At 72.5% G+C, this 14052-nt stretch carries 8 protein-coding genes; all 8 read right to left on the bottom strand.

Annotated elements, in window-relative coordinates; translation table 11 throughout:
- Positions 1 to 331: 331 nt before the first annotated feature.
- The 8 genes from NQZ70_RS45445 to NQZ70_RS45410 all read right to left on the bottom strand — a co-directional run bounded on the left by NQZ70_RS45445 (position 332) and on the right by NQZ70_RS45410 (position 14041).
- Positions 332 to 802 (bottom strand): hypothetical protein, encoded by a 471-nt coding sequence (locus NQZ70_RS45445; protein WP_129579802.1) that lies wholly within the window; start codon positions 800 to 802, stop codon positions 332 to 334.
- 68 nt (positions 803 to 870) lie between these two features.
- Positions 871 to 1242, bottom strand: a complete 372-nt coding sequence (locus NQZ70_RS45440) for a DUF4150 domain-containing protein (protein ID WP_129579801.1) — start codon at positions 1240 to 1242, stop codon at positions 871 to 873.
- 6 nt (positions 1243 to 1248) lie between these two features.
- On the bottom strand, positions 1249 to 1899 hold the full coding sequence (locus tag NQZ70_RS45435) for a DUF3540 domain-containing protein (RefSeq protein WP_129579800.1): 651 nt from the start codon (positions 1897 to 1899) through the stop codon (positions 1249 to 1251).
- Between the two features lie 7 nt (positions 1900 to 1906).
- A complete protein-coding gene (locus NQZ70_RS45430; protein ID WP_129579799.1) occupies positions 1907 to 2998 on the bottom strand; it encodes a pentapeptide repeat-containing protein in 1092 nt (363 codons plus the stop codon).
- Positions 2991 to 6119: a DUF2169 domain-containing protein gene (locus NQZ70_RS45425; RefSeq protein WP_129579798.1), complete on the bottom strand. Its 3129-nt coding sequence runs from the start codon at positions 6117 to 6119 to the stop codon at positions 2991 to 2993. The genes NQZ70_RS45430 and NQZ70_RS45425 overlap by 8 nt, the downstream gene beginning before the upstream one ends.
- 83 nt (positions 6120 to 6202) lie before the next feature.
- Positions 6203 to 8632, bottom strand: a complete 2430-nt coding sequence (locus NQZ70_RS45420) for a type VI secretion system Vgr family protein (protein WP_129579797.1) — start codon at positions 8630 to 8632, stop codon at positions 6203 to 6205.
- Positions 8633 to 8870: 238 nt separating this feature from the next.
- The gene (locus NQZ70_RS45415) at positions 8871 to 10028 is read right to left on the bottom strand and encodes a UDP-N-acetylmuramate dehydrogenase (protein ID WP_129581970.1); all 1158 of its coding nucleotides are present in this window, start codon (positions 10026 to 10028) and stop codon (positions 8871 to 8873) included.
- Positions 10025 to 14041 (bottom strand): hypothetical protein, encoded by a 4017-nt coding sequence (locus tag NQZ70_RS45410; protein ID WP_129579796.1) that lies wholly within the window; start codon positions 14039 to 14041, stop codon positions 10025 to 10027. The genes NQZ70_RS45415 and NQZ70_RS45410 overlap by 4 nt, the downstream gene beginning before the upstream one ends.
- Positions 14042 to 14052 lie beyond the last annotated feature (11 nt).

Here is a 14052-nt window from a genome sequence, read left to right as displayed (position 1 = left end):
CGTCAACTACTCTGACTCTCCCGCACCCTTGCTGAAGGAGTGGGGCGAGCTCTTCCGGAACGACTGCCGTCGAGCACTCGTGCCCCTCGCCTACGGCGGCGAGGTCCACGGCACCGTCTACGTGGAGTACGGGACCCGCGGCGCCGGGGACGAGGCGCTCCGCTTCGTCGCCGAGCTCGCCGACCTCGCGGGGCTCTTCCTGAAGCGGGCGATCGAGCGCGGGGCGCTCCGCCGCCGCACCCAACAGCAAGGATTCGTCGCGCTGGAGCTCCGGCCCGGACGCGACGCCTCACTCGCCCTGTCTCCGTGGAGGAGACACCTGGTCCTGCGCTCAGCGGGCGCTTACGGCGAAGATGTGCTCGATGGCGTCCACGCACATCTGTTCCGCCACCTCCTGGGTGATCCGCGACAGCACCCGAAACCGCGTGAGCTCGGTCAGGGTCTGGTAAACGTTGACCTCGGCGATCACCTCTCCATCGCCCTCGGCCTCGGCGTTGTAGAAGAGGCGGATCAGGTTGTTGGCGTCCGCGGGCACGCCCCGGAGGAGGACGTGGAGCTCGATGCTCGGGGTCTGTTCGCCCACGTCGTGCTCGATCCGGCAGGCGTGGCCCGACGCGGCGAGCTCATCGCCGATGGCCTTGAACGTGGGCACGAAGATGTCGGCCAGGATCCGCCGGAAATCACCCTTGAAACGCTCGCGCCGGTCGGCCGCGCCAGCGCCGCTCTCGCCCTGGGTCAGGCGCTTGCCGTATTTTTGTTGAATGATCGCCAGGCGGATGCGGGCGTGCTCGTTGATGGCCATGCTTGTGTCCCTCACCGGGCAGAACAGCGCAGGGGCTCGGGTCGGTCTCGCGGACGACCGGGCGGGCGTCAGAGCAGCAGGACCTTGACCTGACTCGGGGCGATGGTCGTCCCGTTCACGTTGATCTGGTTCTGGATGCCCGTGGCGCCGAGCCGCACCGCCGGCTTGTTCTGCAAGAGCAGCTTGGGATAGGGGACGAGGCGCCGCGAGGGGCCCATGTTGCGACGGGAGATCACGCCGCCGAGAATCCCAGGGTTGTCTCCCATGGAGATGGGAATGACGGTCGCCAGCGTATGGGCGGGGCCGCGCCCCAGAATCACCTTGTACGCGACGGACGTCGCCATGGTTCGAGACGCGATGTTCGGGTACGGGACGGGCCCCGGCAAGCAGACGTCCGGCATGCCAAAATCGAGCCCACCGCCCGAGGTGCTAGCAAACATATCGGATCACCCTACCTGGATCTGGTCGCCGTCGATCTTCACGAGGTGCGACGCCGTGATCTTGGCGTTCTCGCTGTGGATGGCGAGGTTGCCCTTGGCCGCGTAGTCGATGCGGTCGGCGCGTACGTGGTCGGCCTCCTCCACGATGCGGTAGGAGCGCTTCACCCTCTGCATCAGCCGCTCGAGGTGCGCGTCGAGGCTCCGGCCGACGAGCTTGGCCCGGTCGACCTCGCCGCGGACCAGCTTGCTGACGAACGAGAACAGCCCCAGCGCGACGTGCCCCTCCTTGGCCTGGACGCGGAAGGTCGACGCGACCATCGAGAGGTCCTTGCCGGTTTGCACGTGCACGCCGTCCGGCGCCGAGAGGCCGAGCGCGCCGCGCTGCAGGCGGATCTGGAGATCCCCCTCGGCGACGAGGCGCGAGGGCGCGCCCTCCTCCCGCTCGAGGACGGCGAGGATGTAGCGCGCGCCGTTCACGACGGCCAGCAGCACTAGGTCTCCGGTGGCGGGCTCCAGCAGACAGCTCGTCGCGCGCTTCGCGCGGACCTCGCCGTCCTCGGTCTCGACGATGTACGCGGAGCCATCGAGCCGGAGCACGGCGCCGTGCTCGCCGTGGGCCTCCCGCTCGTACCGTCTCGTCCTTGCTACGCTCTGCATGGTGTTCTCATGAGTGAGGGGTGCGTTGACCGCCGGCAGGCTTCCCGAGAACGTTGGCCTGCCAGTCTTCTGCTTCCTTGAGCTCCTGGTCGTCGCCGTGCGCCAGCGCCTTGCTCAGCGGCCAGACGGTGCCTTTGTCCGTCACGCGATGCAGCCGCGCGCGGGACAGCGTCGCGTCGGAGAAGTCGGCGAACGACACGTCGGCGTGGGAGAGGTCTGCATGGCTCAGGTCGGCCCCGCAGAAGCGGGCGCCCGGGCAGCTCGCCCGGTGCCAGACGCTCATCTCGAGCCGCGCGCCCGAGAAGCTCGCGGCGTCCACGCGCGCATCGACGAAGAGCGTCTGGGTCAGGTCGGCCTTGGTGAAGCTCGCGTTCATCACGGCCGCCTCGACGAAGACGGCCGCATGGGCGCTGGCTCCGTCCAGCCGAGCCCCGGTCAGGTTGGCGCCCTTGAAGCCGCATTGGGTCAGGTTGGCCCCGGAGAAGTCGCAGCCGTGCAGGTCGGCGTTCGTGAGCTGCGCCCCGCTGAGGTCCATTCCCCGGAGGTCCTTGGGCCCCATCCGCACCTCGACCAGGATCGCTTCCACGAGGGTGATGCCCGTGAGGATGGCCTGGGACAGATCCTGACGGAACAGGACCGCCTTGGTCAGGTTCGCCTGGGAGAAGTCCGCGCCCCCCGTCTCGGCCTGGAACAGGGCGGCGTCGGTCAGGTTGGCGCGGACGAGCCGGGCGTTCTCGAGGCTGGATCGCGCGATCTCGGTCAACGAGAGATCGGCTCCGGTCAGATCGGCCGATTCTAGGTCCACGTCCGAGAAGCTCGCTCCGACCAGCGAGGCGCCCGCGAGCGCGGCCCCCGCGAGCGTGCAGTCCACGGCGCTGCCGAGGTGAAAATCGAGCCCCTTCAGGTTGGCTCCCGAGAAGTCGCAGCGGTGAAAGATCGCCTCGCGCGCCTTGGCGCCCTCGAGGTTGGCGCTCGCGAAGCGGACGTCCTCGAAGATCCCGCCCGAGAGGTCGATCCCCGAGAGATCGCGGCCCGACAGGTCCAGCTCCGAGACGACCTCGCCTTGCTCGATCAGCGCGCGCAGCGCTTCCCTATCCATGCTGCCTCTCGGCCGGTATCATCCGGAGTCGCTTGAGGTTGGCGCCGGCGAAGCTCGTGTCGTCGTCTCCGACCACCCGGTCGGCGCACACGCCGAACAGGTTGGCCTTCTCGAAGCTGGCCCCGCGGACGCACGCGTTGTTCATGACGCTCTCCCTCAGGTCGGCGGCGTGGAGCGACGCCCTGGTGAGGTCGGCTCGCATCAGCATGGCCTCCGCGAGCTTCGCGCGATCCAGCTTCGCCTCGGTCAGGTCGGCCTCGTTGAGCAGCGCGCCGCGCAGGTCGGCGTCGGCGAAGTTGCTGCCGTGGAGGCGCGTCCCCATCAGGTTCGCGCCGGCGAGCGTCGCTCCGCCGAAGTCCGCGCCCGCGAAGGACGAGCCCTTCACGATCGCGAGGTCCTTCGCCATGGCGTTCCGGAAGATCGCGCCGTCGCCCTCGGCGGCGATGAACGTGGCGGAGCTCAGGTCGACGCCGGTGAAGTCGACCTCGGTGACATTCACCTCGTTGAACGTGCTCCCCGAGAGCCGCGCGCCCGCGAGGCGCGCCTCCGTGAGATCCACGTTCTGGAACGTCGCCTTCTCTGCGACGACGTTCTCCAGGTTCGCGTCGCAGAGGTTCGCCTCGGAGAGGTCGGCGCCCGAGAGGTTGGCGCCGGACAGGTCCGCTCCCCAGAGGTCGGCCTTGACGAGCACGGACCCGCCGAAATCGACGCCGCCGCCGGCCTTCACGTCCCGCAGGCATGCCGACCCGAGATTGGCCCCTTCGAGCCTGGCCCCCGAGAGATCCGCGCCCACCAGGTTCGCGTGCGCCAGGACGGCTCCCGTGAGGTTCGCCCTTCGCAGGATGCTCCCGGTGAGGAAGGCCGATTCGAGGATGGCGCCCGAGAGGTCGATCCCCTCGAGGTCGAGGTGGGAGAGGTCGGCGCCCGAGAGGTCGCACCCCGCGAAGCTCCGCCCCTCCTTGTGCCCGGCCTCCACCTCGCGCCGAAGCCGCAGAGCATCTTCGCTGTCGAGCGCCGCCGAGGCCGGCAAGAGGTGCGCGATCCGCGGCCCGTCTTCGCCCCAATCGAAGGTGGGCGCCTTCTCGTCCAGCCCCTCGGCAAACTCGAAGTCCTCTTCGTCCGCAGTCTCATCGCCCCAGCCCTCGTCCTCTGGCAGGGGGTCACCGTCTGGCTCCTCGGCCAGGGCGTGGGCGTCGTCGGGGATGTCGTCGTCGCCGTCGAGGTCGGCGTCGTCGTCGGCCCGGGTACCTTCCTCGAGCGCTCGCCAGTCCAGCCCCGACAGCAGCTCTTCGGTCTTCTCTGGCGTGACGCCCTCGCTCTCCAGCGTCTGGCGCGCGCGCTCGCGGACCTGCGACACCGTGACCTCGCTCGGGCGCTCGGAGGCGTGCTGGCGCGCTTTCGCGAGCATCGAGCCGACGTCGACCCCGTGCATGTGCACCGCAGCGCGGGCCTTGCCTTCGACCAGGCTGACCAGGGCCTCCTCGGACTCATCGAGGGGCTCGGGGGCCTCGGAGGGGCCTTGCTGGGAGAAATCTGCCTCTGATTCCAAGCCATGGTCTCGCAGCCGCCTCTTGGCCCATTCCGCGAGCGCCGCCTCCTGGCGAAGCGCTTCGGCGTCCTCGGCGCCGTCATCCGCGTCGGGGGCCCTCGTCGCGGCCGCCGGCTCGGTCGGCTCCGGGTCCGCCTCGTGGTTTACCCCCGTGTCCGCCTCGAGCGCGGACCACGCGAGGCTGTCCTCTTCCTCGTCGGACTCGGACCACGCGAGGCTCTCCTCTTCCCCCTCGCCGTCGGGGAAGTCCATGGCCGGCTCCGCCTCGTCCTCGCCGGCGGCGGCATCGAGGTGCTCGGGGTCGATCCCCATCTCGGCGAGGTCGTCGTCGAGCTCCTCGATGTCGGGGTCCCTCTCTGCTCCGGCTTCGTTCGCACCGGCGGCGACGACACCAGCCCCGGCCGCGGCCGCGGCCGCGCGCCTGACGGCTCGATCCGGCGTACTTCCCAGGAACCCCTGCCGCCGGAGCCTCGACGCGAGCCCGGAGAGCCTGTCGTCGGGCAGCGGCGGCGCCTCCGGATCCTCGGGCTCGGGCATGAGCACGTCATCCTCGTCGTCCGGGAGATCGGGGTTCCGGGGACCGAGCCGGGGGGTCAGGTACTCATGGTAGTACGCGGCGGGCCTGGGAGCGCCCATGGCCTCGCAGGCGACCAGCACGGCCACCACGTCCTTCGCGTCGTCCTCGGCGATCTCGACGCCGCCGCGGAAGAGGACGATCCCCCGCTCGCGGTGCGGGAACAGGCGCACCGTGTCGAGCTTCATGGCGGGCTCGCGGACCTCCACCCCGTCGCGCGTCTTGATGCAGACGAAGCACCGGCTCGCGACCCCGGGGAGCGCGCCTTCGATCCGCGGCTTGTCGGGGTGCATGTTCTCGACCACGAAGGTCTCGTCGCCCCGGAAGAACCCGTCGATCTGCTGGTCGTCCGGGGCCATGTTGAACATCGTCGGGTCCAGATCCCGCGCAAAGCCCGGGAAGCACTCGTTGCGCCACGCCGCGTCGTGGGTGCCGATCTTGGAGAACCTCTGGGGCCAGGTCACGTCGTACCCGTCGAGGCCGGCGGGCGCAGGGCGGTCGCTGCGGGCGTGGATCAGGTGCTTGGGCGACTCGATGTTGGGGAGCGCCGCGCTCTTGTCGCCATGGCCCTTGCCCAGCGGGTTCTTGGCGAAGCCGTCTCCGCCGAACGCGTTCCGCCAGGTGACGGGCATCTCGGTGAACGGCGCCGGGTCCGACATCCCGAGCATTCCCCACGTCCGGTCGCCGACGACGTAGAGGCCCTTGTCGATGGATCCGAGCTGGACGCGGACCGAGCTCGCGGGGCGAGCGACGCGCCCCGGCGGATAGCAGCGTCCGGTGACCAGGAGCTCGCCCCGCGTCTTCGGATTGAACTCGTCGAGGACGCCATCGTTGCCGAGCTCCTCCGTGGCCATCGTCCAGACCGTCGGCTCGTAGAGCAGCCGGGCCGGCCTCTCGTAGGAGAAGCCGACGAAGGCGGTGACCAGGAGGTGCGGGGTGCGCTGGTTCATGAAGACCCGCGGCACCACCCCGAGACGCATGGGTTTGACGATTTTCATCCGACGGAATCCAGGGTAGCGGGCCTCGAGGGGTCGTCCGGCTCAGCGCCGAGCGCGAGCCTCTTCCAGACGCGGCAGGCAGATCACTTCACGATGTGCAGCTCCGACTGCAAGAGGTCGAGCTGGGACGAGATGCGATATATCTGGGCCTTGGCGTTGAAACCCTTTGTCTTGAGCTCCGACATGCTCAACTGCTTCACCTCGAGAGGGGCACGTTTGTATGCCAGCCCGTCGATCCGCTCGGTCTTTGTGCCATGGATCCTCTCGACCCGTGTCCCGATGTCGGTCTTGTAAAGACCAGTCACCGTGCTGGAGGCAGGGCCCACGACAGTGCTCTTCCTCCACCCCCTGACCGTCGTGCGGCTCCCGCCTTTGATCTTCGTGACGCTCTGACCCGTGATGTCCGTGAAGCTGCCCACCGCGTGAACGGTGGTCTTTCGCCCTGCGCGGAAATCGCTGGTGTCGAGGCCGACGATCTCGGTCTTGCGCGTCCCCGTGACGCGGGTCTCGTTCTTGCCATTGATCGTCGTTTTGTTCTGAACGAAGACCGTCGTCTCTCGGCCGTTGTCGAAGACGCCCTTGTCGTGGCCTCGGATATGAGTGTCGCGCTTCCCGAAGATGGTCAAATCACTGTAGCCCCTGACGGTGAGCTCACGGTTGGACATGAGCAACGTCGTGCTGTCGCCGCCGATGGTCGTCTTCCGGGTCCCCTTGATGCGGGTCTTTCGATTGCCGTAGACGTTCGTGGACTCGTTGCCGAGGATGCGCGTGTCGCGATAGCCCAGGATCACGTTCTGCGCGTATCCGGCGACGAAGCTCCCGGAGTATCCCCCGACCATGCTCAGGGCGAAGCCTCCCACGATGCTCTCGGAGATCCCCGCGGTGATCGCCGTCCGGTTGCCGCCCACGATGTTCTCGGAGGATCCTCCGATCCACGTGAACGCGTGGCCGTTCGTCTTGACCTCGTAGGTCGAGCCGGCGTTGGGCGCCCCCATCCGGATGTAGGTATTCGCGTGCGGCGTCGACAGGGTGATCCGCTCTTGACCGGCCTGGTCTTCGATCTCGAGCCGGTTCCGCCCGCCCGTCTGGATCACGTTGCGCGTGTTGTTCCCCGAGGTGACCGGGCTCGGCGTCAGCGCGTTGGGCGCGACCCCGACGACGGCCGGCCGGTCGGGGTCGCCCCCCTCGAAGGCGCACATGACCTCGGTTCCGGCGCGCAGCGGGAAGTGGAAGCCCTCGATGCCGCCGCCGTGGGGCTGGAGCATCCGGACCCAGGTCGACGCCTTCCCCCCGGTCAGGTCGCTCTCGTCGAAGTGGAACTTGATCCGGTAGCGGCCATGGGTGTCGATCTGCGCGTACTCGCTGACCGCCGCGCCGTCGACGACCGCGGGCTCGGTGCCGTAGATGCGCGGCCACGCGGTGACCTGCGGCGCGCGGAACTGCACCGTCGCGGGGATGGCCTTGGCCTCGATGCGATAGTTTTCACTCCACGACACGAACTCTCGAAGCTCGGGCATGTCCGGGGTCTGGCTGCACCAGTGCTCGGCCTCGATGGCCAGATACTTCGTGTTGAACGCGGCCCGCGGATGCTCGTCGAGCTCGAAGGTGAACCCAGGGAGCAGCGTCGCCGCGTTGCCCATCACCTGGTAGACGACGCCGGTCGCGGCGAGGCTCTCGGCCTTGATCCGCGCCAGCCGCGCCCCGTCGCCCGCTGAGAAGAAGCGCGCGCCGAACAGGCTGACCTCGCCGAAGCCGTTGGGGGAGACCACCGCCTGCCCGGTGACCGGCACGGCCGGATTGGCGTAGTTATGGTCCTTGAGGCGGACCGCGCTGGGCACGGCTTCATGCCGGCAGGTGAAGGCGTAGACGGAGTCTTTCGCGGTGTTGGCGCCGCCGGGCTGCGGGTAGTAACGAACGGGCTTGCCGCCATACGGCTGATGAACCGATTCGTCGTCGGTCAGCACCAGCGTCTCGCCGCCCTCGCCATGCTCGAAATAGTAATAAATGCCCTCGCGCTCCATCCACCGGGTGATGAAGGCGTAGTCGCTCTCGCGGTACTGGCAGACATGCTCTTCGGCGACGTAGGCGCCCTGGAGCTGGAGGGTGCAGTCCGTGACGCCGCCCTTTTGAAGCACGGCCTGGATGATCTCCGGGATGGCCTTCTCGGTGAAGATGCGGCTGTGAAACGCCATGGTCAGCAAGGCGAGGCGCGGGACCAGGGTGGCCCGGAAGACGCACCGGCCTTCGAAGTCGTTGATCAGCTCGATGCTGCCCAGGACGCCGCTTCGAACGAAGGGTGAGTCGCCGCTGTTCTCGCTGTCGCTCCGCTGCAGAGAGAGGGTCAGCGGCTGGCCCACGGCCGCGGCCATATCGAAGCCATGGCCGACGTCGTTGGTCATCACCAGGTAGAGCTCGAAGCGATAGAGCTTCGAGATGCCCTCGGTGCCATGAAAGGCGACGAGCCTGGTGGAAGAGGGCAGGGCGCTCGATTGAACGACGAATTGGTCGGGCATGGGGAGCCTTCGAGGGTGAGGAGCGGCGGCAAGGACAAGAACGCGCCGTGGAGCGTAGAGGGGCTCTGTGGCGATCGTGTGTCGGGACGCCTCCTAGTTGCTGTCGTCCAGGACGGCGCTCGCAGCTGAAGCGGTTATTTCCGCTCGGATCCGCTCGTGGCGCGGCGGGAGCCCGCGCGGTCGCCGGCGCGCTGGATGACCGCGCCGCCGGGGCCGGGGCGGCGGCGCGCGGGGCGGCTCAGCGGCCCTGGCCGGCCGCGTGGGCGTCGCCGACCAGATCGTCGATGTCGCCGGGCGCGAACCCGACCAGATCGGGCTCCGGCGTGAGCGCCACGCCGAACCGATCGAGCACCCCGCGCCGCACGCGCCGCGCGAGATCGAGGAGCTCCGCCGCGGTGGCGCCGCCGCGGTTCACCAGCGCGAGCGTGTGGCGCGTCGAGATGCCCGCGGCGCCGTGGCGCGTCCCCTTCGCGAACCCGGCGCGCTCGATGAGCCACGCGGCCGACAGCTTCACCCGGCCCTCGCCCGCCGGATATTGCGGGATCGCCTCGCCGGGCGCGAGCACGCCGGCGGCCTCGATGCGCGCGAGGGCGCCCGCCGCCGCGCCGGCCTCGAGCGTCGGGTTCATGAAGAACGACCCCGCGCTCCGGCCGTTCTCGTCCGCCGGATCGAGCACCATCGACTTGCCGCGGCGGAGCGCGATCACCGCGCGGCGCACCTCGGCGAGCGGCGGCGGCGCTCCTCCCGGAGGCGCGGCGAGCGCCCGCTGGAGCTCGGGGTAGCGGACGGTCGCGGCGCCGCCGGGGCGCAGCGCGAACGTGACCGCCGTGATGACGTACCGCCCGCGCCACGCGCGCTTGAACCGGCTGTCGCGGTACCCGAAGCCGCAGTCCGCCCCGGCGATGGCGACGGCCGCCCCGGTCGCGCGGTCGATCGCTCGGACCTCGGCGATCGTCTCCGCGACCTCCTGGCCGTACGCGCCCACGTTCTGGATCGGCGTCGCGCCGACGTCGCCCGGGATGCCGGACAGGCACTCGACCCCGGCCCAGCCCTCGGCGACCGCCCGCGCCACGAGGTCGTCCCAGCCCTCGCCCGCGCCCGCGCGCACGAGGACGCGCGGGCCCCGCCCGCCGTCGCCGGCGGCGTCCCCCCCGCCCGCGAGCTCGATCCCGCGGACGCGCACGCGCAAGACCAGGGCGTCGACCCCGCGGTCGGCGACGAGCAGGTTCGAGCCGCCGCCCAGCACGAACAGCGGCACCCCGCGGGCCTCGGCGAAGCGGAGCGCCTCGACCACCGCGGCCTCGTCGGCCGCCTCGGCGAAGAAGCGCGCCGGGCCGCCCACGCCGAGCGTCGTGAGCGGGGCCAGCGGGACCGACGCGCGGACGTCGAGGCTCAGGGCTTCTTCTCCGCGCCCTGCGGCCGCGCCGCGCCGCGCCCCGCCGCCTTCGGCGCGCCGCCTTCCGGCGCCGGCCGCGCCACCCGGATGCCCGCCATGAAGCCGCTGTCGACCGCCTGCACCCGCGCGACGAACGCCTTGTACTCGTCGGCCGACACCGTGCCCGTCGGCAGGCTCAGCGCGAAATCCTCCTCGATCGCCGCGCCGTAGCTGCCCTTGCGCGACGCCTCGAGGCCCGCGTGCTCGACCCGCACGCCCTCGGGCGCGCGCTGGACCGCGTACCCCTCCGGCAGCTCGATCCGGCGGCGCACGTGGTACTGGAGCGCGGTCTCGATCGCGAGCGCGCTCTTGCGCGCCCCGCGCGAGGCGTACGTGGCGCCGAGCGTGCCCGCGAACGCGCGCGGGAACGCGAGGTGCACCGGCTCCAGCCCCGGCAGCGTCCACGCCGCGGCGTCCTTGCCCTCCGGCCGCGCGAAGCCGTGGATCGTCACGGCCGCGCGGAGCGCGACCTCCCACGAGCCCTCCGTCGACGAGACCACGACGTCCTCGACGTCGGCCCACGGCAGCCAGCCGAGCACGACGCTCCGGAGCATCTCGCGCCGCGCCGTGCCGACCACCGTCTCGAACGCCTCCGAGAGCGCCTGCGCCGACCGGCCGTGCAGCAAGATCGTGAACGATCCCGAGGCGTTGCCCTGCGCGTCGACCGCGAGCCGGAGGTCGACCTCGTCGCCGGTCTCGCCGCTCGTGCCGGCGACCGTGACGAGCTCGCCGCCCGGCAGCATGGCGGCGCGGCCGCGCAGCTCGGGGCTGATGCGCCCGGGTGGGAGCGGCGGGCCCTCGACGTCGGCGTCGATCCACACGTCGCCGCCCGGCAGGCGCGCGATGACGAGCGGGTGGCGGAAGCGCCCCGCGTGCGGCGGGAAGTCGGACGACGAGCTGAACGGCTCGGTCTCGGCGATGGCGAGGTCGGCGCGCACGCCGAGCTCGCGCAGCGCGCGGTAGACGACCCACGACCGGCTGCCCTGGCCGAGCTCGATCATCGCGCGCGCCGTCGTGCGCTGCGGGCCGCCGGCCATGAGCGCCGCGAAATCCGAGAGCTCGGCGCCGCCGGCGACCTTCAGCGCCTTGCCGGCGGCCGCGACGACGCGCTCGAGCAGCGCGGGCGACGGCGCCCGCTCCGGGCCCGCCGCCTCCCGCGCCCAGCGGGTCATGTACGGGTCGCGGTCCGAGAGCGCGCGGAGGTTCTCGTCGATCGCCGCGGCCACGTGGCCCCAGGTCTGCGTCCCCAGGCTGACCCCCACGCCCATCTCCGTGCGCGGCACGCCGTCCTCCATGCGCCGCGGCGGCTGGTCCTTGATGCGCCAGACGCTGACCGTGGCGGCGCCCTCGACGCGCTCCTCCGCCGCGCCGAGCAGCGGGTGCGACCAGACCGCGAGCGGGAGCGACGACGGGCGGCGGACCTCGATCGTCGCCTCGCGGACGCTCGTCCGCTCGGGGAGCAGATCCCAGGTGTCGATGACGAGCTGGCCGCTGTCGCCCGGCAGGGCGTAGCCCTCGGTGACCTGCTCGACGTAGTCGCCCTGCTCGAGCTGCGAGAGGTCGCTGTGCTCCTGCGCGGCGTTCGACGCGGCGTCGGGCGCGAGGATGCGGCCGTCGCGCTTGTGGATGCGGCGGCGCAGGAGGCGCGGCATGCCGCGGCCCTCGATGAGCGGGCCGAAGGCGACCGCGCCCTGGGCGACGTCCGTGGTGCCGGAGACGCGGCGGAGGTCGTAGGTCACGTAGTGGACGAGCCCGTCGGGCGCGATCGTGAACCGCTCGACGTGGCGGAGCACCGCGACCGCGGCGCCGGGCAGGAACGCCTTGGCCTGGTCCTCCAGCACGAGCTTGCGCCCCTCGGCCTCGAGCGGCGGCGCCGGGTCCGGCGTGAGGCCGAGCGCGCGGGAGATGGGGCCGAGCGCGGCGGGGGCGTCGCGCGCGGTGGCGCGGTCGCGGGCGAGGCGGCCCCGCGCCGCGCGGACGTCGCCGCGGCCGGCGGCGAGGCCGAGCGCCTCCAGCATCACGCGCTCGCCCGGCGGCATGGCGTCGTACACGGCGAGCGCGCCGCGCAGGTCGCCGCGGGCGACCCGCTCGCGGAGCTCGACGCCGCGCAGGGCGTCCGGCGCGCGGCGGAGCCGGCGCAGCCGCTGGATCTCGGCGAGGACCGCGGCGCGGTCGCCGCTCGCGCCGAGGAGCGCGGCGAGGCACGCGTTGCCCGAGCGATCGAGCCCGCCGTCGCAGGCGGCCTTCACCGCGTCGACCCCGGCGCGGCCGTGGACGCGGTCGTCCACCGCGGCGAGCAGCGCCGAGCCCGGCGCGGCGGCGGCGAGCCTCGCGTACGCGGCCTCGGCGACGTCGGTGACGCCGGCGCGGCGGGCGACCATCGCGAGCTCGGCGAGGAGCATCCGGTCGGCGTCGGGGACCGCGGGCGCGCTCGGTCCGGCCGGCCCAGGCAGGGCGACCCTGACCCCGAGCTCGCGGAGCGCGTCCATCGTGCCCTCGCCCTGGCCGCCGCGGCGCTCGGCGAGCTCCGCCCGGTAGAGGCGCGCCTCCCACGACGCGGGCCAGGCGGCGAGCGCGCGATCGACGGCGGCGCGGGTGCGCTCGACGACCTTGGTCTCGGGCAGATCGCCCACGCGGCGGACGGCCCGCGCGTAGAGCAGGTCGAGGCGCGGCGAGCGCGGCGCGGCGCGGGGCGACGACCCCGGCGCGGACGCCGGCGCGGGCGCGCCGCCCTGGTCGAGGCGGCCGTCGCCCTCCGGGTCGAGGAGGCGCTCGGCCGCGCGCGCGTCGCCGAGCGCGAGCAGCGCGGCGGCCGCGACCTCGACGGCGGCGGGGCCGAGCCGCGCGCCCGGGGCGGCCGGCGCCGGGACCACGCTGATCGCGGCGGGCCGCGCCGCGGTCGCGGACGCGGCGGCGCCGGGGCGCGGCGCGCGGGCGCGGAGCGGGAGGCCGTTCTCGCCGAAGGCGCTGAGCTCGATGGCGCCGCCGTCGCCCTTCTGCGCCACGCGCACGACGACGCGCAGCGTCCCCGGCTGGACCTCCACGGTCGCGAAGCGCGTGACCTGCGCGCCGCCGGCCGCGTAGTCGCGCTGGAGGGCGGGCACGCCGCCCACCTCGAGCGCGGCGGCGGACGACGAGGCGAGCGCGAGGCTCACCCGCTGGGCGACCGGGTTGTGGAGGTCGACGACCACGGCGCGCGTGCCCTGGAGGGCGCTCACCGCGTCGACATCGATGGCGCAGGCGTCGGCGCGGACCACGATGGGCGAGACGGCCCTCGCGAACGGCGCGATGCCGGGGTACGAGCGCGCGAGCGGCGCGCCCGGCGCGGAGCTCACCGGCGAGGGGCGGTCGAGGCTCTGGAGCGGGGCCGCGTCGAGCGGGCCGACGAGGGCGGCCTCGTTCGCGCAGCCGCGGCGCGCGCTCCACGTCGCGGCCGCGGCCTCGTCGCCGACGTGGAGGGCGATGCGGTGGAGGGCGCTCGCGAGCGCGCCGCGCAGGAACGGCATCTCCGGCGCGCCGCGGCCGGAGACGTCGGCGAACGCCCAGGCGCGCTGGAGGCGGCGGGCGACCTCGGGGAGCGCCTCGCGCGAGCGGAAGGCGATCGCCGAGGCGTCGGGGGCGGAGCCGCCCGCGGTGCCGGCGCCGAAGACGAGCGCGTCGAGCGACGCGATCGCGGTGGCGAGCGCGCCCTCGTCGCCCGGCGCGTCGACGGCGGCCTCGATGGCGGCGAGGTACGGCGCCGCCGCGGCGGAGCTCGCGATCTCCGCCTCGAGCGCGGCGCCGAACGCGGCGGGCAGCGGCGCCTCGACGACGGACGGGGCCGCGGCCCCCCGCGGCGCGCACGCGGCGGGCGCGGCGCCGGCGAGCGCGAGGGCGAGCCCGAGGGCGGCGCGGCGCGCGAGGGCGCGCCCTGCGCGGCGCGGGCTCCCGGGGCGCTGGCCGACGTTCCTGGGGCTCTGGAGCGGGGTTGTCACGATCGGCGTCT

It is taken from the genome of Sorangium sp. So ce836 (assembly GCF_028553905.1).
In the GTDB taxonomy this organism is placed as follows: Bacteria; Myxococcota_A; Polyangia; order Polyangiales; family Polyangiaceae; genus Sorangium; species Sorangium cellulosum_D.
Note: the sequence above shows the minus strand (reverse complement) of the source record. Positions and strands in the feature narration are given on the sequence as shown.